This is a genomic window from Neolewinella persica DSM 23188 (assembly GCF_000373105.1).
GTDB lineage: Bacteria > Bacteroidota > Bacteroidia > Chitinophagales > Saprospiraceae > Neolewinella > Neolewinella persica.
Window position 1 is genome coordinate 197,691 of the sequence record NZ_KB890425.1, and the last position, 21,226, is coordinate 218,916.

A 21,226-nucleotide genomic window follows, 5' to 3' on the forward strand; every position below is an offset into this window, starting at 1 on the left:
AATGAAAACAAGAAAAGCCCTCCTGGTAATCGACATGCAAAAGGGTTCCTTTACCCATGAAACACCCCGATTCGATACAGCCCGAGTGGTGAAGCGGATAAATGAACTTGCTTCCATCCTCAGAGAACAAGACTGCCCCGTAATTTACATTCAGCACGATGGGGCAGGCTCTGGACATTTTGAAAAGAACACCTGGGAATGGGAGAACCTGGACGGTTTAATCGTTGAGCCAGAGGACATCCGGATTGATAAGTACGCTAATGATGTATTTTACCATTCAAAGCTTCAAGCAACATTGACTGAACTAGAAGTGACCAAGCTGCTGATCACGGGCTGTGCCACTGACTTTTGCGTTGAGTCAACCATTCAATCTGCCTTGACCAAAGATTACGACATCACGGTTGTTGAGGATGGGCATACCACAGGAGAGCGGCCGCACCTGACCGCCAAGCAAGTCATTGAACACTATAATTGGGTGTGGCGGAATATGATTCCGATGAAGGGTAAACTTGAGGTGAAAAGCTTTGAGGAGATAAAGGACGTCCTCACTTCATTGAGTCGTGCGTAATGGCTGGAAAGCTGCAAAAGAGTACACATTCTGAATCGCAGATTACAACGGATTACGCTGATCATCGCAGATGGCCAATCGAATAATCTGTGTTAATCAGCGTAACCTGCCTACATCTGCGATTCGAAAACAAGAATAGCCAACGGGTATTTCCCTATATCACCCCATCTCTTTTCATCTCCTTAGCCAAATAATCCACCGCCCGGGCCGTGAACGCCATGTAGGTAATGGAAGGGTTCTGCGTACCGGCACTCGTCATGAACGAACCATCAGTGACAAAAACATTGGGTACTGCATGGACCTGATTCCATTTGTTCAGCACGCTGGTCTTTGGGTCGCGGCCCATGCGGGCGGTACCCATTTCGTGAATGGCGGCACCGGGGGCGGTGGGCTCGTTGTGGACACTAACGTTTTCACAGCCGGCGGCCAGCAGCATCTCTTCTAAGCATTCAACGCCATCAAGGCGGAGCTTACGTTCGTTCTCCTTCAGGCCGGCGTCGAAGACCAGCTTCGGGATGCCGTACTGGTCGGTATCCGTCGCGTGGAAGTAGAACTTATTATCGTGGTAAGGGAGCAGCTCACCGAAACAGGTGGCGCCCACCCACCACTCGTCGCTTGGGGAGGTGATCGCTTGCTTGAAGCCAGGCCCCAGAGGCGCATTAAGGTTTCTGTTTCTGCGGGCTCCGCCCTGGTAGCCGAAGCCCCGGATGTAATCGTCCCGTTTGGTTTCCTCGTTGATGTTTCTGAACCGGGGAATGTAGAAACCCCCGTTGGGCTTGCGGCCCTTGGAGTATTTGTCTTTATGCCCGGTGTAGATTCCCGAGCCGCCCATGCCGTAGTGGTGGTCCATAATATTGTGACCCAGTTCACCGCTGTCGTTGCCCAGCCCGTCGGGGAAGCGTGCTGACTTAGAGTTCATCAGAATGGCCGTGGAGCCGATAGTGCTGGCGTTGAGGAAGATGATCCTGGCGTAGTACTCCCGGGTCTCTTTAGTTTCTGAGTCGATCACGTTAACGCCGATGGCCCGTTGGGTCTTATCGTCGTAGATGACGGAGTGGACTATGCTGTTGGCCATCAGCGTCAGGTTGCCAGTATCATTGGCTACCGGAATGGTGGAGGACAGACTGCTGAAGTAGCCGCCGAAAGGGCAACCCCGCCAGCAGCGGTCGCGGGCCTGGCATTGGCCACGGGTACCGTGGTGAAGCTCAGGGATGTATTTTGTCAGGTTGGCGGTACGGCCGGGGGTGATGCGGCGGACGGGCCACTTGGCTTCTACCGATTGCTTGACGTGATCTTCCACGCAGTTGAGGTCGAAAGGAGGGAGAAACTCTCCATCGGGCAGGTGAGCCAGTCCTTCTTTCTTGCCTTGAACACCAACAAATTTTTCGACATAGGTATACCAGGGCTCAATGTCTTTGTAGCGAACGGGCCAGTCGACGGCGACACCATCTTTCATATTTGCCTCGAAGTCCAGGTCGCTCCAGCGATAACAGTGCCGGCCCCACATGATGGAGCGACCACCTACGTGTTCGCCCCGGATCCAGTCGAAGCGTTGGTCTTCGTCGTAGTCGCGTTCGTCGTCTTTGACAATCCAGTGCTTATTGTCCTGGTTGACCCACCAGTGGAGACGGTTTTGCTTGTAGTAGTGCGCAGCAATTTCTTCACGGGGGACTTTGCCCTGAAATTCAAGGTCCCAGGTATCGAGGTTGGCCGTCGGATATTCTCCGTGCCTGACCATGCGGCCGCGTTCCAGCATCAGGGTTTTATAGCCCTTTTTGCAGAGTTCCATGGCGGCGTAGCCGCCACTGATTCCGGAGCCCACAACAATGGCGTCATAGGTGACTTCCTCTTTTCCCTGAGAATTGAATTTCATAATTTTCCGACTTTGGCCCGTAGGCTAATATTAACAACGGCCCACCCCGATATCGGAAAGGCCGTTGTTGGCACACATGGCTACTTGTAAAAATTTGCTTTGCACCTGCGACCGCGCCCTTATTAGTCAGGGAGTCAAACAGTCAGATAGTCAAGCAGTCCTGCTCGCACTGTTTGACTATCTGACTCTGTGACTGCTTGACTCCTTAAAGCGCCCAAACCTTACCCCCCGTAAGCTCCTGCAAATCACCACAAGGGATGTATTCGCCCGGAACTGCATCATAGGCCAACATGGTGGTCGCAACTTCCTCCGTATTCATATAGGAGGAGATGATCATCGACTTCAGGGTGAAGTAGGCATTCTTTGCGGTTGCTTCATCGGATGCTACCGCTTCCTCCTGAGGAACGTCCTCGCCGGACATGGTAACCGCTGATTTGGTAGATTTGTAATGGAGGTCCTGATCCTGCAGGTACATCAGTGCTTTGTCTCCTTCCAGGGCCGAAAACCCACCAGGGTTATCGGCATCCATTTTTTCCATCAGCATCCCAAGGCTCTTTCTGGATCGGGCCTGATTCTCTTTGCTGTAGACATTACCGATCATCTTATCGATCATCTGAGGAACCCCTACGTCCAGAGCGCCGGGAGTGCCGTCAGAAGGCAACATCGCGTCGGCCATCTTGGAGATGTAGGCATATTCTGCAGCGGTGAAAAAAGCAGGGGCATAGCCAGTATCCTTGATTTCCGGATCGGACTTACAACTGGTAAAAAACGCAGAGGCTATTGGCGCACTTACGGCGAAACCCGCAGCGTAGGCTGAATAGCGGAGTATTTCTCTTCTTTTCATAATATTTGGACTATTAGTACAATTGGACTATTAGTCTGTTGGTGCTATTAGTCTGTTGGTGTGTCCTGCCGGACCATTAGACCAATAGCACCAACAGACCAATTAAAGGTTCATTTTTTTCAACTCCCTTACCGCATGGTCAGCAGCACGGGCGGTGAAGGCCATGTAGGTGAGGGATGGATTAACGCAGGCAGCGGAAGTCATAAACGCGCCGTCTGTCATGTACACGTTCGGTGCGGCCCAAAGGCGATTGTGCTTATCGACCACCGAGTTACGCTTGCTGGTTCCCATCCGGGCCATGCCCATTTCGTGGATGCCCAGACCGGGGAAGCTGTGGCTGTCGTAAGTACTTACGTCCTTGAAACCGGCAGCTTCCAGCATTTCTGCGGCGTCCGTCATCATCCGCTCTTTCATCGCGTATTCGTTTGCGCCCCATTTCGCGTCGAAGGTAAGGGTCGGCAAACCGTCCTTGTCCTTAACGTCGCGGTTGATGGTCATCCGGTTATTGGTGTCGGGTAACGCTTCAGCGAATGCGGTCATACCCATTTGCCATGGCCCTGGTGCTACAAGTGCATCTTTTAGGCCCGGACCGACCTTCACGTTCATCTCCCGCACGGCCCGCATCCAGTTGGTGCGGCTACCGCCACCCTGGTAACCCCAGCCCCGGACGAAGTCCTTGCTGGCACTGGCTTTGTCGCCCAGGTTCTGGTAGCGGGGAATGTAAACACCGTTTGGCTTCCGGCCTTTGTAGTACTTGTCTCCGTACTCATCCAGTTTACCACTGGCGCCCACACGGAAATGGTGGTCCATGATGTTTCCGCCTAGTTCGCCGCTGACGTCAAGCGTCATTTCTTCTTCATGCTCCGTGTTCATCACGATGTAGGCAGAAGGAATGGCGGAGGCGCAGAGGAAAACAACCTTGGCGTAGAACTCTAGTTCTTCACCGGTCTCGGTATCACGTACCCGGACGCCTTTGGCCTTGCCGGCGTCTTTGTCCATGATCAGACTGTATACTGAACTATTGGGCCGTAAGGTCATATTACCGGTTGCCTGGGCAACGGGGATCGTAGAACTGAGGCTGCTGAAGTAGCCGCCGAAAGGACAACCACGGATGCAACGGTTGCGGTATTGGCAAGCACCACGGGTACCTTTGTGGATGGCAGGATCGTAAGCCGTCAGGTGAGCGACCCGGCCGGCCGTAATGGTCCGGCCCATCTTGTCCATTACACCTTTACGCAGGTGATCTTCGGCGCAGTTCAGCGGCATCATGGGCAGGAACTTACCGTCAGGAAGCTGGGGAAGTCCTAACAGCTCTCCACTGATTCCGGCGAAGGTCTCTACGTAGTCGTACCATTTTTCAATATCGTCATAACCGACGGGCCAGGGTGTACCGTGGCCGTCTCGGGCGTTGGCCTTAAAGTCCATGTCGCTCCAGCGGTAGCTGTGTCGGCCCCACATGATGGAACGGCCACCGACGTGGTAGCCACGCATCCAGTCGAAGCGGGCTTTTTCGTCATCATACGGGTGCTCACTGTCCTTTACGAACCATTTTTTGTGGGACTCCCGAATGGTGTAGCCTGTCCGGCTTTGCTTGGGGTAATGCTTGTCGATTTCGTCTTGTGGCGTCTGGTTTTGGTTGGGGAGTTCCCAGTCATCCAGGTTGGCGGTTTCGTAGTCGACTACGTGTTTAACCATCCGTCCTTTTTCCAGTACCAGGGTTTTGAGCCCTTTAGTGGCGAGCTCCATGGCGGCCCAGCCACCACTTATGCCCGTACCGACGACAATGGCGTCATAGGTGACTTCTTCGTCACCTTGAGAGTTGAATTTCATACTTTTCGATCTTGATCCCTGAGGATATACTTAACTATTTGCTTTAGTGGCTAATCTACGAATAAAGTTTCGACCAAATTGTCAATAACAAGCTAAATGGATCGAATCTTGATTGATTAACCAACGCTTAAAATAACGACGAAAAAGTGAGTTAGTGTATTTTTGATGAAAAGATGGGGGGTTTAGTGGGCGCGGGCGCGGGTGCAGAAGAAAGGATAAAGGGGCAAAAAAAATCGCCATAACCTTGCTTTATGCAGGTTATGGCGATTTTTTATATCCAAACCCTCGAAGTTAAGCGGGTTAGAAATGACGCTTGTTTTAGTACTGTTCAGACGTCAGTTACCGGATGTTTCCACCAGAGAGTGATTTGAAAAGCATGCCGGCTGGAATCGTTTGATTCACCTCCATCCCGTTGAGGATGGCCATTTCATTGATCCGGTCGGCGGGAACGCCCTGAGATTGAAGCGCCTGACCCAGTGACTGGCTGCGGGAGTTGGTCACAATCTTGATCCTCTCTGGCTGGCGGTTCAATTTGCTCGGGTCGGTCAGTTGCTTGAAGCTGCCGATAGAACCTTCAATCTCCCGTTGGTAGCGGTTGAAATCCTGCGCCAGCGCCAAGCCCAGCATCATATAGGTATTACCACCGTAAGAGATGAAACTGGCGATTACACGAAGGGTCTGCGACTGAGAGCCGTCCTGTGATTGCTGCACAATGTCTCCCAGTACCGTAGTGGCGGGCAGGCCATTGATTGCCTGGTCGCTCTGGCTCGCAACTTGTAGTTTAGTCTCCTGAACGAAAGACTGGGCAGCGGCTTTTGGGTCGGTGCCTTGTGCTAACGTCATTTGCATCTGTGATTTTTGATCGTTGCTTACCATGATTACTGCCGAGGGAGAGTTCTGCAACTTCCAGCTGCGGGGAATACCGAACTGGAATTTCAGCCCCGGGTGGTAGAAACTACCGCTTTCCACGTAGCCCTGAGCGGGGTCTTCCCCGTAGATCATACCGTCAATCATGCGGAGGTAGCCGTCACGGTCAACTTCATATTTCTGGCTGGGCGCTGCTGCCTGGGCCGCCTGCGCCAACTGGCCTACCCGAACTTTACGGTTGGCTGGATCGGGGTGAGTACTCTGGAATTCCGGAACCCGGTTTTCTGACCCTCCCGTCAGGCGATCCAATGTACCGAAAAAGCCGGCCATTTCTTTGGCATCATAGCCGATAGCCGTGGAGTATTTTACACCGAGTTCATCTGATTGGCTTTCGGCATCACGACCGAATTTCAGAAATAACATCCCCATACCCTGCATCAGGCTCTCACCCTGGCTGGCAAGTTCGGGGCTGAGGATCATGCCACCGATAAGACCGATCTGGCCGACCGTTTGCTTCGCTTGCTGTGCTACGGTGTGACGCGCCGTTACGTGTCCGATCTCGTGTCCGAGTACGCCAGCAAACTGTGCTTCATTGTTAAAGTGGGCCATGATGCCCCGGGTGAAGTAAACGAAACCGCCCGGAACAGCAAAGGCGTTCACTACTGGTGAATCAATCAGCGTGAATTTCCACGGCAGGTTCGGCCGTTCGGAAATAGCCGCCATAGCCTGACCTTTTTCATTCAGGAATTGGGCCATTTGAGGGTTTTCGTACTTACCCATTTCAGCGACCACCTGGGGGTCGTAGGATTTACCCATGGCAATCTCCTTTTCTTCCGACATAAAGGCCAACTGTCGCTTACCCGTTACCGGGTTTATAGCACAATTTTGGAAGAGAAAAAGGGACGCGAAGGCAAGGCACGCGATAGAGAGTTTTTGCGAGAATCTTTTCATACTAATTGGTTTTGCAGACAACGTTAAAAGGCAAGTTGTCGGCAGAATGTTTGTTTCTGCCACATCTACTTCAACGTTAGGACTTGCAAATTAGGCTTAGCGTCACATTTTTTTTAACCTGCCGATAAGATTAAGTGATTTAGGCGATGATTTAGAGGCATGCCGTTCTCTTTAATCAGCCTTAGCGCGTTCGTAAGCTAAAACTGCCCGCCCCAGTTCACCAAAAAAAGGAAGACCAATCTCGTCGTATTCATAGACGCCGTCGTTAAAAATCCGATTCTCGTTAACGTGAATGGTACCCACAAGTAAGAATTCCCGCCCGCTGACGGCATCGGTAATGTAGGCAGCATCCGTCAGGTAGCCGTAGGCCCAGCCTACCTTGTTCAGAATACGCAGTCCGTCAGGAATGACCGTCTCTTCGGGCTGATCGCCGTAGCACCAAAATTTTACGTAGTTGTCTGGCTTATCGTACTTGGGGAATTCGCTTTCACGGGGGCGTTCGCTCATGGCGCGACGGAGGAGCGCGTAGTCGTCCTCTTCTAGCAAAAAACGTTGTTCCGGGGCTACCGCTTCTGGTAAGACGATCCGCAGCACGATGTCGTGCAGGTTCCGAACGGAGAGGTAGTTCTTGTGGCTGAAATCAAAAGGTTCGTTGACGAGCGCCCCGTCATTAGTGGTATAGCCCTTTCCCCGGTGTTGTCCTTTTATGTGTGGTAGTGGATCGAAATACTGATCGTGTCGTTCTCCGATCTGATAAGGAACGTTGAGGCCATTGACGAATTTGACGGGGTTGAGCCACGCATGGGTTTCTGTGTTGAACCCGCCGACGCCGACGCGGTGTTGCAGGCGACCACCGTAAATACCAGCCCGGTGCAGGGCCTGGTTCATGTAGGTAGGCCCCAGGAGTTCGAACAGGCGGCAGTAGGCGTCGTTGTCGGACACCAGAAATATTTTACGGATGTATTGCTCCAGGGAAGGGTAGCCCGAAGCAGCCGTCGAATCTGAGGTGACGGCAGTTTGGGGCGCGGCCGCAGGTGCAGTGCCCGTTCCGTGGAAGAGCAAGGTTTGGGGGCTCAGCCCCCGTACGCCGAGTTCGTTGAGGTGCTGTAGGGCAAGGACCGCCGCCGGCATTTTGACGGTGCTGGCGGGGTAGAAATATTGGCTGGTGTCCGTTGCTCCCCAGCGGTGAGTCTTCAGCTTGACGGTGCCATCTTTTTGCCGGTCTATTTCGGAGTACAAGACCTGGACCTCGTATTTATCGGGGTTGGTGGCCCAGGGCCCAAAGGTGTTCTGGTTGGCGGCGATTATTACCGCTAACGGATTTTGGGCAATGGACAGACCTGCAGCCAGGCAAAGCACTAAAGAAAGGAGGAGTTTCATGGCGGCTAAAATACTAATGATCCCGGAGGGACAGAATTTTAACTGCCTTGAGGTGGGGGCAATAGGCGGAAACCAGGGGTAAAACATGGGACGAAAACATGGCGGCGCTCAGCGCCGCGAAGATCTTGGAATTACCAGGGGCAATTAAAGGTCGACCACTCCGTGGTCACTAATACAATAATCAACCCTCAAATCCCCTTCAACCGCTCCCAAAGCCGGCTAAACAGCCCACCCATATCCACCCCGTCATCCGGCCCGGCATTCCGCTGCCAGGCGCGGACGGGATGAACCGTAGTATCCACCTGCCAGGCGAAGATGTAGCTGGCGGGATCGTTGGGGTCTTCGGCGATGAGGCCGTAGCGGAGGTCGGCCAGCTGGAGGTAGGCGGCAGTATCGGTCGGGATCACGTTGTAGTAATCTTTGGTAAACCAACGGATGATGCGGATGTCGCGGTCGTTGGCGTAGGGCGTAATCCAGTCGTGGTGGCCTTCGATTTCCGTCCACGGTTCGAACCGGCGCTGCTCATCGAAGAGGCTGTACTGGCTGAAGTAATAGAGGTCTTTGTTGGCGTCTTTGGCGGTGCCGGACCAAAGTACGTTGTTGAGGATGGAAGGGCCAATGATGGTGGCTTCAGCCTCAATGCCATCGGTAGCCAGGGTCTCCTGCATGACGTTGTCGACGTTGAAGTAGTTGACCACCGTCAGGGCCAGGTAGATCGAAGAAATCACCAGGCCGGCGGTATTGAGCCTGCTCCTCCAGGCACTTCCCCGCACCCGCGTCCGCGCCCAGATAAGTAGCAGCAGAAACGGTAAAGTATAGATCGGATCAGCCACCGAAATCGTATTCCAGGCCACCCGGCTACTGGCAAAGGGTTGAAGCAACTGGGTGCCGTAGGCCGTGAAACAATCCAGGATGGGGTGGGTAACGATGGCCCCAAAGGCCAGCAAGGTCCAGCCCCACCAACCGGCATTCTCCATTTTCTTCGGGAAGCCCCGCAGCCACCGCAAACCACCAATAATGACGAAAAACAGCGCAAAGGCAAGGGTGATCGCCGCAGTGATCTGAGGGATATTGTACACCTCAATCGGCATCAGGTAGCTGCCGCCCGTCAGCATAGCATAAAAAGCAATCAGCAGCACCGGCCAGATCACCGCACCACGTCCGGGCCCTTCCTTACCCCCATAAAAGCGGTGCAAAGCCAGCCCCACCAGCGGTGCGGCCAAAATTGCGAAGGGTAAACTATGCGTAAACGCCCGGTGATAAGCGAGGGCGCCCATCGGGTCGTTACCAACCATATTGGCAAGGACGTCGAGGTCGGGCAACGTACCACAAATACCTCCCCAAAGCATGGCACGGTTGCCGACTTTGCGGCCAAGGACTGCCTCGCCTACTGCGGCACCTAGAATGATTTGGGTAAGAGAATCCATAGATAAAGCGTCAAATAATCAAGGAGTACCGCGTCTGAAACGCACTGCGTTGGCATAGCGAGAGCGTCAACCAGTCAGAGAGCGTCGAAGGTACATAAGTCGTATCAACCTCAGTATATTTTCTGATCGGTTGCTCTGGAAGTCACCATCGTTAATACCCAATAATTGGGAAACAAACTAGCTTAAAATCACCACCGCCAGTACTAAACAAGAGACGACCAGACCCGCCAGGAAAATGGTGAAGGCAATACGAAGTAATGCGTACTTTCGGGCGAGGGATTGCCCGAGACCGTGAAGGTCATTGACGAGCATGCCATACAGGGCATTTGGGTCCTGTAGCTGTTGTTCCATACGTTCCGCGAATTCTGCGCGGGACAAGGTGCTGAAAAAGCCAAAAAAGGCAAGGTTTTCATCCTTTTGGGGTTTGCCCGAAGGGCGTGCTGCCAGGGCAGCATAGACCAGGCTGACTAACCCACAGATGGTAAACAGACCTACGGGTAGCAGCACTTCCGGCCGGGTTTCAGCCCAGTTGCGGTAGCTGGTAAAGGTGACCAGTGCACCAATGAGTAAGGTGTTGACGCTGATCATGATGGCGGCCTTTTGGTCGGCCATGGCTACCAGGTTAATGTGGTTCCGAAACACCGTGCGAAAATAAGTTTGGGTCGCCTGGCGGGTAGGGCCATTCTCCAAATTTTCAAACTGCTGAAAGTTGTGCGTAGCGGTATTTTCACCGATTTCCCCAGCTGCTTTTTCAGGTGTCCCGATCGTTATTGGGGCAGGAGAAGGGGATGTGGGAGGCGCAATACGGTTAGTTAACTTGTCAACAAGCCGCTGCATGTCGAGCAATACTGCGGAGTGTGTGTGTTGATATTGCCGCCGAAGCTCCCCGTTGCGAAAACGTGCGTAGCGAATTTCGTTGAGGTAGCCGTTGAGGGAGGCAAGCCGGGCCCCGGGGCTGCCAGCTTCCGGAGAGTTGTTTGCGTAACGGCTTTCCAGCCAGGCCAGCTCTGCGCCTTCGGCGCCGGAGAGTAACCGCTGGGCCAGTAAGGCATCGTGAAGGACATCGGCTACTTCCGCCCGCTGATGGCCGCTGCCGCCAGGCAGGGCGCCTTTCAGCGCCAGGTGGAGGTTGAGGTAGTCGGGGCCAGTCCATTGCCGGAATTCCTGAATGATCTCTGCCCAGGAAAGAATTTCTCCGGGGCGTCCCCAGTACCGGCAGGCCTCGAGCAGGGCTGCTGCCCGCGCGAGTGGTGGCAGGTCGGGCGAAGCACCGGGTTGGCGCAGGGCGATCTCACGTGCGTGCCCTCCCAAAGCCAGGGCCCAACTGTCGTTGTGCAATACATTGGCGTGGGGCAATCGCTCGTAGCTCATCAACATGAACCGCTCGGCCTGGTCGGCGAGGTCTTGCAGGTCAAGTGAGGAGGCGAAGGGAGATTGCATTAGCGGAGGAATACGTTTGCTCCCAATAACGGGATTTATGGTTGATTATGCCAGGAAAAAACAGGAAAGCTCCCTTTTACCAACAACAACAACTTTAGCGGGAGCGCAAATGTAGATAAGCCAGTTCTTTCCACCAATACGCTCCATACTTTTATGCTCAACGCGAAAACTTTTGGTAACGGTCCCACCCTGGTCATCTTGCACGGACTCTTCGGCATGCTTGATAATTGGCAAACGTTGGCCCGCCTGTGGGCCGAAACTCATCAGGTAGTGCTACTCGACTTACGGAATCATGGCCGCAGCTTCCATGCCGATGAAATGAACTATGGAGTGATGGCAGAAGACGTTGCCGTTACACTGGAGGATATGGGCATCGATGAATGCGTGCTGCTGGGCCACAGCATGGGAGGTAAGGTTGCCATGCAAACGGCGATCACCTATCCGGATCTGGTACAGAAACTGATCGTCGTAGACATCGTCCCCCGGCGGTACCACCCCGGCCATAATACCGTATTTGCGGCCCTCAACGCCCTTGACCCGGCAACTCTTACGGACCGTAAGGACGCCGCTGAGGAGATGAGCGTACACCTGGCTGACCCAGGGGTGCAACTCTTCCTGCTGAAAAACCTGACCCGAAACCCCGCCGGTGGCTACCGCTGGCGGATGAACCTACCGGCGATCAGTGCCGCCTACGACCAGCTGATTGGCCCCGTTGGTCAACTGGGTGACCTGTACGACGGCCCTGCCCTGTTCATCCGGGGCGAAAAAAGCGGTTACGTCCAGGACGAAGACCTGGAGCTGATTCAAATCCTGTTCCCAAAAGCTACCCTGAAAACCGTGGCCGATGCGGGCCATTGGGTGCATGCGGAGCAGCCGGAAGCGCTGATGGAGGTGGTCAACCGGTTCTTGTAGGGCCAATCCTTCGCTACTCCTCCATGCCCAAGGGCAATTTTACTAACTTTCCACCCCCCCTCCGCGTTTGAAATGACGGAAAATCCGACAACCTGACAACTCGACAACCCGATCAAATCATGCATCTAGACCACATCGGCATCGCCGTAGCCGACCTCACCGCCGCCGAAGACCTGATTTCCCGCCTGCTTGGCCGCAAGCCCTACAAACGCGAAACCGTAGCTGACCAGCACGTGACCACCAGCTTCTTCACGGCGGGGGACACTGCAGCAAAATTAGAATTGGTAGCGGCGGAAGGTGAACAAGGGGCTATTCATAAATTTGTGGAAAAGCGCGGACCGGGCATCCACCACCTGGCTTTCGAGGTAGACGACATTGTGGGTGAAATGGAACGGTTAGCCACTGATGGATTCGAACTCCTGCAGGAGAAACCATCTATGGGAGCCGACAACAAGCTGGTTTGCTTCCTGCACCCCCGAAGTACGAATGGCGTACTGGTGGAAATTTGCCAAAGCGTTAAGTCCACAGCATGAATAAGGAAGAATTAAGAAATTTCTGGTCTGCACGCTACCGGGAAGGCAGCACTGGCTGGGACATTGGCTACCCCTCACCGCCGCTAACGGAATACCTCGACCAGTTAACCGATAAATCACTTCGCGTCCTCATTCCGGGTGCCGGGAATGCCCACGAGGCAGCCTATGCCTGGGAGCAGGGGTTCAAAAACGTCTACGTACTCGATATTGCACAGGAGCCGTTGACTGCATTTCAAGAGAAGCTTCCCGGTTTTCCCAAGGAACAGTTACTGCAAGACGACTTTTTTGGGCACGAGGGCACCTATGACCTCATCCTGGAACAGACCTTCTTTTGTTCTTTCCCACCCCTGCCGGAAAACCGTGCGGCGTACGCCAGAAAGATGCACCAGCTGCTTGCTCCCGGGGGCAAGCTGGTAGGCGTTTGGTTCGACATTCCCCTGACGGGGGACTTGGAAAAAAGACCGTTTGGCGGAACCCGGGAGGAATACCTCAGCTACCTGACGCCTTATTTTGATCCGGTGGTCTTTACTGCTGCACATAATTCGATTAAGCCTAGGTTGGGGAGTGAGTTCTTCGGGATTTTTGTCCGGAAAACGGTCTGAGAGAAACCCCGGCCAGCTGAAATTTCTATCTTTAACCGATGCAGGATTCCAAAGTAGTTCGCCAGATTACCGCCATGGATGGCCGGGAGCGGGAGCGCCTGCGGCAGTTTGTGCGCAGCCCCTATTTTAACCGGCACAAAGGCACATCATTATTGCTGGATTTTGTGCTTAAGGAGTTGGGCAAGGCAAGGCCCAGGTTAGAGGAGGCGCGGGCGCAGGATGCAGTGAAAGGTAGTGGAACAGGGCAGTCACTGGCCGATTTGCAGTCGGCACTGATGAAACTCGTTAACCAGTTCCTGGCCGTTGAGCAACTTGGCGAAGAGTCCTTTCGCCAAGAGGTCCTGACGCTGAAAAGAACGAAGGAACTTCATCGGTTCAGCCTGTTGGAAAACCGGGGGAAAAGGCTGGAGTCCAAGGTCGCCAAACACAAATACCGTGATGGTGACACCCATTTGGCAGCCTACGAGTGGAAGTCGATCAACGGCTACCTGCAGGGGGCAACTAATCGCTCCGATACGCGGGAGATGCAGGCCATGCTGAACCACCTGGATCGTTTTTATATGGTGGAGAAACTTCGTCATGCTTGCCAGTTGACGGCAAATATGCTGATGATGAATACCCACTACGAGTTCCTCCTGCTGGAAACAGTACTGGATTACCTGGAGGGAGAAAAAGGAGAGGCCCTCCTCTCCGGCGGGAAGGAACCAAGTATTGATTGTTATTACCATATCCTGATGAGCCTGCGTGAACCCGACAACGAGCAGCATTACGAACGGATGTTGTACTACCTCAACGAAGGCTTCGAGCGGTTGCCACTCGATCACCAGAAAGATGTTTACGGCTTCGCCGGTAATTACTGTATCCAACGAATCCGATCGGGGCACGCCACTTACCGTGGTGAACTTATGGACCTCTACCGACGGGGTATTGACATCGGCATCATCTACGACAAGGGGGAGATCAGTGAATACGATTATAAGAACATCGTCACCCTCGGCTCCGCCAACAAAGAATTTGAATGGACGGAACGCTTCATCGAAGAAAACCGGGAACGCCTGCCTGCCGCTAAGCGGGACAACGCCTATGCCCTCAACAAAGCAAACTTCCTGTACGCCCTGGATCGCCTGGATGAAGCCGCCCGGTTGCTCATCACGGTAACGGACTCCGACATCGTTTATCACCTTGCCCGGGTCGTCTTGGAAATCCGGATCGCCTACGACCAGCAGGATCAGGAATATGCCCTGAACCTGCTGGAGACCTTCCGGCTTTATGTGCGGCGGAGCCGCAAGATGAGTACCAAGGATAAGCGCAGTTATATCAACTATACCCGTTTTACCAAACAACTCGTTAATCTGAAACACCAGCAGGATTACCTCGGCAAGGCTACCTATGAAAAGAGAATGGAATCATTGTCGGAATCTGTTCGGACCGCTGACCTGGTAGTTGAACGGGGGTGGCTGCTACGAGAGGCAGTAGTTAGTTCATAGTCGGTAGTTCATAATTGCCACCGTAAGAGAATGCTCACTGCATTCGTGCGGTAGCTACTATTGAACTACGAACTACCGACTATGAACTACTAAACTATCGGCTATGAACTACCTTGCGCCTGATTATGAAGAAAGAAAGAGAAGACCTAGTCTACGGCCGTCATCCCGTCCTCGAAGCGCTGGCCTCCGGCCGGCCGGTGGATAAGGTTTTCCTGCAACAGGGCACCCGGGGGGAATTCGAAAAAGAACTGCGGAACCTTTGTAAGGACATGGACGTCCCCTTCACCATCATTCCGCAAGCCAAGTTACAGCGGATGGTGCGTGGCAATCATCAGGGCGTCATCGCCCAGCTTGCCGCAGCGGCCTATCAAAAAACGGAAGACCTCTTACCCTTGCTCTACGAACAGGGGGAAATTCCCCTGCTGCTTTTGCTGGATGGTGTCACCGATGTACGGAATTTGGGCGCCATCGCCCGTTCCGCAGAAGTTTGTGGTGCACATGGTATCATCATTCCACAAAAGAACAGTGCCGGCCTGACGCCGGACGCCGTAAAAAGCAGTGCCGGGGCCTTGCTCCGCCTGCCCGTTTGCCGCGAGAAAAGCCTGGTCAACACCATCGAACTCCTGCAAATGAGCGGAGTGAAAGTCATCGCCAGCGATCTGCAGGCCGAGAAATTCCTGCACGAGCTGGAACTGACCGAACCACTATGCATCGTCATGGGGGCGGAGGGGGATGGTATTTCTCAGGGTGTTGCCCGTGCCGCCGACGTTACCTTCAAAATTCCGCAAGCCGGAACGCTGAACAGCTTTAATGTCAGTGTTGCTGCGGGGATATTGTTGTTCGAAGCGATGAAGGCCCGGATGAGTGGGTAATTAAATAATGGAATGAGTGAATAATGGAATGGCTACCGCATAGGCCATTCGCACCGCTAGCTCACTCAGCGAACAAGCGCAGTACAGTGAGTGGTTATAGCGGTAGCCATTCACTCATTCACTCCCTTACCCCATGTGGTGAATAAGCGAAGCGCCGTGAAAGGTGCCTGCGGCAGCTATTCTCTCCTTCCGTTATTCTCTCCTTCACTTATTTTTTAAACGTCTATTCCCGACACCACCCTTACTACCGTGCAATGAAAAGCGGTGAAAAGCGTAGTTTACGGCAGATAGCATTAACGCGATGGTGTTTTTCCCCCGAATGACGCCACTGCAGCAGCGCTAATAACAGAAACTCACCCATATGCACGTCGCCATCATCGGCAACGGCATTGCCGGAGTAACCGCAGCCCGCTGGCTGCGTAAGCTCGACGATGCCGTTCGAATTACCCTTATCTCAGCCGAAACCGAATTCCATTTTTCCCGCACCGCCCTCATGTATTCCTACATGGGGCACATGCGCTGGGAGGATTTGATGCCTTACGAACCCTTCTTTTGGGAGAAGAACCGGATCGACCTGGTGAAGAACTACGTGGAAAAGGTGCACGAAAAGGATAATAAACTGGAATTTGCCGACGGTAAGACCATGTTGTACGACAACCTGATCATCGCCTGCGGTAGCCAGTGGAATAAATTTGGCTGGCCGGGTCAGGACCTTGACCGTGTAGGCGGAATGGTCAGCGCTCAGGACCTGCAATACCTCGAAGAAATAACGGACGAGATCAAGACGGCGGTGGTTGTTGGCGGCGGCCTCATCGGAATCGAACTGGCGGAAATGCTGCACAGTAGGCAAATCCCCGTCAAACTGCTGATCCGGGAAGCTTCTTACTGGAACAATGCCCTGCCGCCCGAAGAAAGTAGGATGGTAAGCCGGCACATCAGAAGCCACCACATCGACTTGCGGGAGAATACTGAACTGGATACTATTCACGACGACGGGAACGGCGCAGCGGGGAGCATCACCACTAAGGATGGGGAGAAAATCGACTGCCAGTTCGTAGGCCTAACTGCCGGTGTAAGTCCGAACGTCAGCTTCCTGAAATCATCGGAAGGTATCGAGCTGGGCCGTGGAGTCAAGGTTGATAATCATCTGCGGACCTCCGTTTCCAACATCTACGCCATTGGTGATTGTGCGGAAGCCCGGACACCCCGGCCCGGCCGCCGGCCCATCGAGGCCATTTGGTACACTGGCCGCATGATGGGAGAAACTGTCGCCTACAATATCCTGGGGCGAAGCATCGAATACGATCCCGGTATCTGGTTCAACTCAGCAAAATTCATGGACATTGAATACCAGGTTTACGGCGAAGTGCCGGCCAAAGGACGCGATGGCCTGGCCACCCTTTACTGGGAGCACGAAGACGGCGAACACGCCGTCCGGATCAACTACGAAGAAAGCGACGGTACCGTCAAAGGCTTTAACCTGATGGGCATCCGTTACCGCCACGAAGTCTGTGAGAAATGGATCAAAGAAGGCACCCACGTAGAGCAGGTACTGCAAAACCTTGGCCTGGCAAACTTTGACCCGGAGTTTTACAAGCAGTACGAGGCCGATGTGGTCGACTTATACAACCAGCAGACGGGCAAAGCCCTGGAGTTGAAAACCAGACGGGGACTTAGTGCTGCCCTCCGATTCCTACGGAAAGCGGTGAGCACTTAACTGGCGGCTACCCGGCCTTCAGGCTGGCGAGCGGAGCGAGAAACCTCCCGGTAGCTGGCGGGCAAAAGTCCGCTTAACCCGCATTCAACCCAACAACGAACCAATAGTCCAACAGACTAAAGAACCAACAAATGCCATCTAAGTCAACCAACAAATCTGCTATTCAGTACCTCGGCCTGGTGCTCTTCGCCATCGCGCTGCTGATATTTACCGCAATGCTCGGGCTGGACAATTATAAATTTACCGAAAGCCAACTGATCGCTCCTTTTGCACCAGCCGAAGGGGAGACAGTTTACTGGAAGCAGGAGGCGGCGACCTTTCACCAGGCGCACCTCAAGATTGCGGCGGAAGAAACAGGTCTCCTTACCGAGACAATGAGATCTACCTTCGCAGCAGAAAAAAAGCTAAAGGAAACCTACAGTATTGCCCAGGCACGAGTAAAAGAATTTTACGAAACAGAAGGTTTACCACAAGACGTTGATGAGGAGGGTAACCCTAAGACTAACGAAGACGGAACACCCGTCACGGCACAGATATGGCAGGTGGAGCTGCCTTCCTGGAAGCTAGAGAGCGAACGAACGGGCTGGATAAAAAATGCTGCCACCGGCCCCGTAAGCGATAATCCCTGGCTGTTTTTTTTGCTGACTTTCGGGTTGGGTGCACTGGGTGGTTTACTTTACATCATCCCGAAATTTACGGCGAAGCCGGGCATCAAAAACGATCACATTTTTCATAACCCACTCACCCGGGGGCTCGACCTCAGCTGGCGCTCGCTGTTCCTTACGTTTACCACCGTCGGCATCCTGGTCTACGGGTTTTATTACATGGACGATAAGTTGTTCTGGCCCGCAGTAACGGGCGTAATCGCCTTAGTAATCATCGCCTTGGTACTGTTCGCCCACAACAGCTTCGGGCGCGATGCGCGGGACGCAGGCCCCGAGGGCCTGAGCGGTTGGCTTGGCATTCTGGCGGGGACCTACTTCATCGGGTTTTACGTGCTGCTGTACTGGGCCAGCCACCACATTGTCGCCTGGGTGGCGATGGTGAGTCCGCTAAGCGAAGGAGTTTATCAGTTTTTCAGCGGTAAAGAAAGTGGCGGCGAAGCCAGCCAGTGGTTCCTCTACGGCCTGATGTACACTACGATCATGATTGTAATGGGTATAAGAATGATCTCGAAATACCGCCACAATAAATACCAGATCATCCGGACGATCTCCGTGATGTTCTTCCAGTTGGCTTTCGCTTTCATGATTCCCGAGATCCTGGTGGCGCTCAACAAGCCCTGGTACGACTTCAAAAACATCTGGCCGCTCGACTACGATTTTTTCTTCAGCTGGTCTATCGACGGGTTCCTGAATACCCCAGGTTCTCTCGGGCTATTCATGCTTGGCTGGGGGATCTTCCTGATTATTGTTGGCGTCCCGCTGATGGTCCACCTGGTGGGCAAGCGCTGGTACTGTAGCTGGGTGTGTGGCTGCGGCGGCCTGGCCGAAACCATGGGAGATCCCTGGCGGCAACTCAGCGACAAGAGCCTGCGGGCGTGGAAATTTGAGCGCTACATCATCCACGGCGTCCTGGTGGCCGCCATCGTGATGACGGGCATGACGCTCTACACTTACTTCACCGGAACGGGAGAGTTGTTTGGCATCCAAACGGGCGGTATCCAGAAATGGTACGGTTTCCTGATCGGCGCTGGCTTCGCCGGGGTAGTCGGTACCGGGTTCTACCCATTGATGGGGAACCGGGTTTGGTGCCGGTTCGGGTGCCCACTTGCGGCCTACCTCGGGTTGGTGCAGCGCTTCCAGAGCAGGTTCCGGATCACCACTAACGGCAGCCAGTGCATCAGCTGCGGCAACTGTTCTACCCACTGCGAAATGGGTATTGACGTGCGGCACTACGCGCAACGCGGGCAAGACATTGTTCGGGCCAGCTGTGTCGGCTGTGGGGTTTGTGCGGCGGTTTGCCCACGGGGTGTATTGCGCCTGGAAAACTCCAGTGAAGACGTTGCCACCCGGGCGGAGACCGAGCGGGTGATCCACATTTCTGAGGAGGGAGGTGTTTCCCTGATGGGGTAAGTGAATGGGAGAATGGCTACCGCTGCCACCACTTACTGCGCTGCGCTTGTTCGCCGGGTGAGCGTAGCGAACGGTGCATGCGATTGCCATTCTCCCATTCCGCGATTCTCTTATTCACTCCTTCTCCAGAGGGCGGGGCCGCAGGTGCATGCGAAAGTAAAAAGAGCAAGGAGGCAACACGTTGAATCATTGCCCTTTAACCATTATATTGCATCCTGCGTGCGCGCCGCAAAACAAAAGAATTAACTACTGATCCGATATACATAGATGAATAGTTAAAACGTTAACAGGAAAGAAACCTAGCCTAACCCTGCTTTACTTCATATTTCAGGCTCGTGTTTAATGAACTGTCTCTCCCGTTATTTTCTTTGGCTATTCCTGTTGATTAGCCTTTCACTTAGTTCTGATCTTTATGCCCAACAGCAATCCGGTTGGGCCCTTGACCCTCATGCGGGGCTGTCCGCTGCTTTCCTGCAACCTGCCGCGACGGCAGCTACGCCTTACTCCTGGGATTTGAATTTTGGGAGCTTCAGTGGTGAAATCAGTAATAACTACATCTTTCTGCGCAATACTGCCGGTCTTGCTTTTCTCAGAGAAGCGAGGACGAGCAACGGTATTGATCTTAACGATAACGAGCTTTCCTTCTTGCTAAATGGTACCCGATACAACTATGACTTCCCCCGAGATAATAAGCGGGCTTTTGCGCGTATAGCTACCGAGCTTACCGGCCCATCCTTCTCCGTGCAAGTAGGGCAATATACCCGGATCGGTGCCTTCACTCGTTTGCGTGGCCAAGGAAGCACCAGAGGGCTGGACCCAGATCTTAACTACTACCCATACAACGAGGTGCCAAATGGAGTGGATATCCCGGTCGATGAAGCCTATGCTGCGGGTGCCGTTTGGGGGGAGGTCGGGCTACACTTGTCCAGAGCGTTTCTTTCAGGAAACGATGGGGAGATTCGTTTTGGCGTGAGCCCGCGCTATTTACTGCCGCTGGTGGGTGCTTCAGGATACAACCCGGGAGGCGGGGCTTTAAGACAGGTTGGCGAAGACAGCGTTGTGGTGATTAATCCGGCCACAGAGCTGGGACTCAGCAATGCTTTTACTAATGAAAATTCTGAGTTAGGGGTGTCTGGGGCAGGCTATGCAATTGATCTGGGCATGCAATACGCCTGGGGAGAAACAGACGGCCCGGGCTATCGCTATACTGTAGGGGTGTCTCTGCTGGATGTGGGCGTTCTCAACTTTAACCGCGACGCGCAACGTCACCGGTTTGCTGATACGGGGGAAACACTTCTGGTAGGCGACGACTATCAGTTTTCGGGCATAGATAGTGTGAACTACGTCTTGTCAACATTAAGCCAGCAGGTAAACGGAACGCCAGACTCCCAGGTAGGCGACGAGTTTAACGTTGGGCTGCCAACGGCCATAAGTGTTCAATTTAGCTACCGCCCCCTGGAGGCCGTGCAGTTTTCTGCCAGCTATCGGGGAGATGTGCCATTGGGGCTTCGCAAGCTGAGTAGGGGGGAGGAGCTGGCTACTGCGGTACATTACAGCCGCTGGTGGTTTGGTGCCGGGCTGACGGCAGGGATCTACGACTGGCGGGAATTTAACGTGGGCCTTCAGGCGCGTCTGGGCCCCGTTTATCTCGGAACGGACCGTCTATTCGGCTCCCTGCTCAAAACGCAGAAACTGGACGGTGGCAGCTTCTACCTCGGACTGCGAATCCACGATTTTGCACCGGGGCAGAAAGGTAAATCTGGTGGCCGGAATCGCGGTAGACGGAACGGCGGGCAGCGGGTAAAGTGCTATGAATTTTAGCGTTAGCACACCGGGGAATTCTTCCTT

The 21,226-nt window shown here is 53.8% G+C and carries 16 protein-coding genes; 9 read left to right on the forward strand and 7 right to left on the reverse strand.

Annotated elements, in window-relative coordinates; translation table 11 throughout:
- Window position 1: 1 nt before the first annotated feature.
- Window positions 2-568 (forward strand): isochorismatase family protein, encoded by a 567-nt coding sequence (locus tag B036_RS0109820; protein WP_020568536.1) that lies wholly within the window; start codon window positions 2-4, stop codon window positions 566-568.
- A gap of 154 nt (window positions 569-722) precedes the next feature.
- Here the strand turns inward: B036_RS0109820 and B036_RS0109825 are convergent, their stop codons facing one another.
- From B036_RS0109825 to B036_RS0109855, 7 genes are all read right to left on the reverse strand, one after another.
- Window positions 723-2,441 carry a GMC oxidoreductase gene (locus tag B036_RS0109825; protein ID WP_020568537.1) on the reverse strand — a complete coding sequence of 573 codons (1,719 nt, stop codon included), beginning with the start codon at window positions 2,439-2,441 and terminating at the stop codon, window positions 723-725.
- A gap of 205 nt (window positions 2,442-2,646) precedes the next feature.
- Window positions 2,647-3,285, reverse strand: a complete 639-nt coding sequence (locus B036_RS0109830) for a gluconate 2-dehydrogenase subunit 3 family protein (RefSeq protein ID WP_020568538.1) — start codon at window positions 3,283-3,285, stop codon at window positions 2,647-2,649.
- A gap of 102 nt (window positions 3,286-3,387) precedes the next feature.
- Entirely contained in the window at window positions 3,388-5,115 is a 1,728-nt protein-coding gene (locus tag B036_RS0109835) for a GMC oxidoreductase (protein ID WP_020568539.1), read from the reverse strand.
- Between the two features lie 339 nt (window positions 5,116-5,454).
- A complete protein-coding gene (locus tag B036_RS0109840; RefSeq protein ID WP_157472099.1) occupies window positions 5,455-6,933 on the reverse strand; it encodes a M48 family metalloprotease in 1,479 nt (492 codons plus the stop codon).
- A 171-nt stretch (window positions 6,934-7,104) separates the two neighbouring features.
- Complete coding sequence (locus tag B036_RS0109845; RefSeq protein WP_044102341.1) at window positions 7,105-8,313, reverse strand: serine hydrolase; 1,209 nt, start codon at window positions 8,311-8,313, stop codon at window positions 7,105-7,107.
- Window positions 8,314-8,501: 188 nt separating this feature from the next.
- Window positions 8,502-9,740, reverse strand: a complete 1,239-nt coding sequence (locus B036_RS31890; RefSeq protein ID WP_020568543.1) for a metal-dependent hydrolase — start codon at window positions 9,738-9,740, stop codon at window positions 8,502-8,504.
- Between the two features lie 177 nt (window positions 9,741-9,917).
- Window positions 9,918-11,180, reverse strand: a complete 1,263-nt coding sequence (locus B036_RS0109855) for a Pycsar system effector family protein (protein ID WP_020568544.1) — start codon at window positions 11,178-11,180, stop codon at window positions 9,918-9,920.
- Between the two features lie 153 nt (window positions 11,181-11,333).
- Here B036_RS0109855 and B036_RS0109860 point away from each other — a divergent pair, with 153 nt between their 5' ends.
- The 8 genes from B036_RS0109860 to B036_RS0109895 all read left to right on the forward strand — a co-directional run bounded on the left by B036_RS0109860 (window position 11,334) and on the right by B036_RS0109895 (window position 21,199).
- Window positions 11,334-12,092: an alpha/beta fold hydrolase gene (locus B036_RS0109860; protein WP_020568545.1), complete on the forward strand. Its 759-nt coding sequence runs from the start codon at window positions 11,334-11,336 to the stop codon at window positions 12,090-12,092.
- 119 nt (window positions 12,093-12,211) lie between these two features.
- Window positions 12,212-12,625: a methylmalonyl-CoA epimerase gene (mce, locus tag B036_RS0109865; RefSeq protein ID WP_020568546.1), complete on the forward strand. Its 414-nt coding sequence runs from the start codon at window positions 12,212-12,214 to the stop codon at window positions 12,623-12,625.
- A complete protein-coding gene (locus B036_RS0109870) occupies window positions 12,622-13,227 on the forward strand; it encodes a methyltransferase domain-containing protein (protein ID WP_020568547.1) in 606 nt (201 codons plus the stop codon). Before mce ends, B036_RS0109870 begins: the two co-directional genes overlap by 4 nt.
- Window positions 13,228-13,265: 38 nt before the next feature.
- Complete coding sequence (locus tag B036_RS0109875; RefSeq protein ID WP_020568548.1) at window positions 13,266-14,714, forward strand: hypothetical protein; 1,449 nt, start codon at window positions 13,266-13,268, stop codon at window positions 14,712-14,714.
- 125 nt (window positions 14,715-14,839) lie between these two features.
- A complete protein-coding gene (gene rlmB, locus B036_RS0109880) occupies window positions 14,840-15,586 on the forward strand; it encodes a 23S rRNA (guanosine(2251)-2'-O)-methyltransferase RlmB (protein WP_020568549.1) in 747 nt (248 codons plus the stop codon).
- 361 nt (window positions 15,587-15,947) lie between these two features.
- Entirely contained in the window at window positions 15,948-17,303 is a 1,356-nt protein-coding gene (locus tag B036_RS0109885) for an NAD(P)/FAD-dependent oxidoreductase (protein ID WP_020568550.1), read from the forward strand.
- Window positions 17,304-17,434: 131 nt separating this feature from the next.
- Window positions 17,435-19,378, forward strand: a complete 1,944-nt coding sequence (locus B036_RS34230) for a 4Fe-4S binding protein (RefSeq protein WP_020568551.1) — start codon at window positions 17,435-17,437, stop codon at window positions 19,376-19,378.
- 342 nt (window positions 19,379-19,720) lie between these two features.
- Complete coding sequence (locus B036_RS0109895) at window positions 19,721-21,199, forward strand: DUF5723 family protein (protein WP_020568552.1); 1,479 nt, start codon at window positions 19,721-19,723, stop codon at window positions 21,197-21,199.
- Window positions 21,200-21,226 lie beyond the last annotated feature (27 nt).

What these genes read in the sequence shown, in the direction of transcription:
- B036_RS0109820 (WP_020568536.1), top strand. Translation starts at nt 2, where the DNA reads ATGAAAACAAGAAAAGCCCTCCTGGTAATCGACATGCAAAAGGGTTCC.
- B036_RS0109825 (WP_020568537.1), bottom strand. Translation starts at nt 2,441, where the DNA reads ATGAAATTCAATTCTCAGGGAAAAGAGGAAGTCACCTATGACGCCATT.
- B036_RS0109830 (WP_020568538.1), bottom strand. Translation starts at nt 3,285, where the DNA reads ATGAAAAGAAGAGAAATACTCCGCTATTCAGCCTACGCTGCGGGTTTC.
- B036_RS0109835 (WP_020568539.1), bottom strand. Translation starts at nt 5,115, where the DNA reads ATGAAATTCAACTCTCAAGGTGACGAAGAAGTCACCTATGACGCCATT.
- B036_RS0109840 (WP_157472099.1), bottom strand. Translation starts at nt 6,933, where the DNA reads ATGAAAAGATTCTCGCAAAAACTCTCTATCGCGTGCCTTGCCTTCGCG.
- B036_RS0109845 (WP_044102341.1), bottom strand. Translation starts at nt 8,313, where the DNA reads ATGAAACTCCTCCTTTCTTTAGTGCTTTGCCTGGCTGCAGGTCTGTCC.
- B036_RS31890 (WP_020568543.1), bottom strand. Translation starts at nt 9,740, where the DNA reads ATGGATTCTCTTACCCAAATCATTCTAGGTGCCGCAGTAGGCGAGGCA.
- B036_RS0109855 (WP_020568544.1), bottom strand. Translation starts at nt 11,180, where the DNA reads ATGCAATCTCCCTTCGCCTCCTCACTTGACCTGCAAGACCTCGCCGAC.
- B036_RS0109860 (WP_020568545.1), top strand. Translation starts at nt 11,334, where the DNA reads ATGCTCAACGCGAAAACTTTTGGTAACGGTCCCACCCTGGTCATCTTG.
- mce (WP_020568546.1), top strand. Translation starts at nt 12,212, where the DNA reads ATGCATCTAGACCACATCGGCATCGCCGTAGCCGACCTCACCGCCGCC.
- B036_RS0109870 (WP_020568547.1), top strand. Translation starts at nt 12,622, where the DNA reads ATGAATAAGGAAGAATTAAGAAATTTCTGGTCTGCACGCTACCGGGAA.
- B036_RS0109875 (WP_020568548.1), top strand. Translation starts at nt 13,266, where the DNA reads ATGCAGGATTCCAAAGTAGTTCGCCAGATTACCGCCATGGATGGCCGG.
- rlmB (WP_020568549.1), top strand. Translation starts at nt 14,840, where the DNA reads ATGAAGAAAGAAAGAGAAGACCTAGTCTACGGCCGTCATCCCGTCCTC.
- B036_RS0109885 (WP_020568550.1), top strand. Translation starts at nt 15,948, where the DNA reads ATGCACGTCGCCATCATCGGCAACGGCATTGCCGGAGTAACCGCAGCC.
- B036_RS34230 (WP_020568551.1), top strand. Translation starts at nt 17,435, where the DNA reads ATGCCATCTAAGTCAACCAACAAATCTGCTATTCAGTACCTCGGCCTG.
- B036_RS0109895 (WP_020568552.1), top strand. Translation starts at nt 19,721, where the DNA reads ATGAACTGTCTCTCCCGTTATTTTCTTTGGCTATTCCTGTTGATTAGC.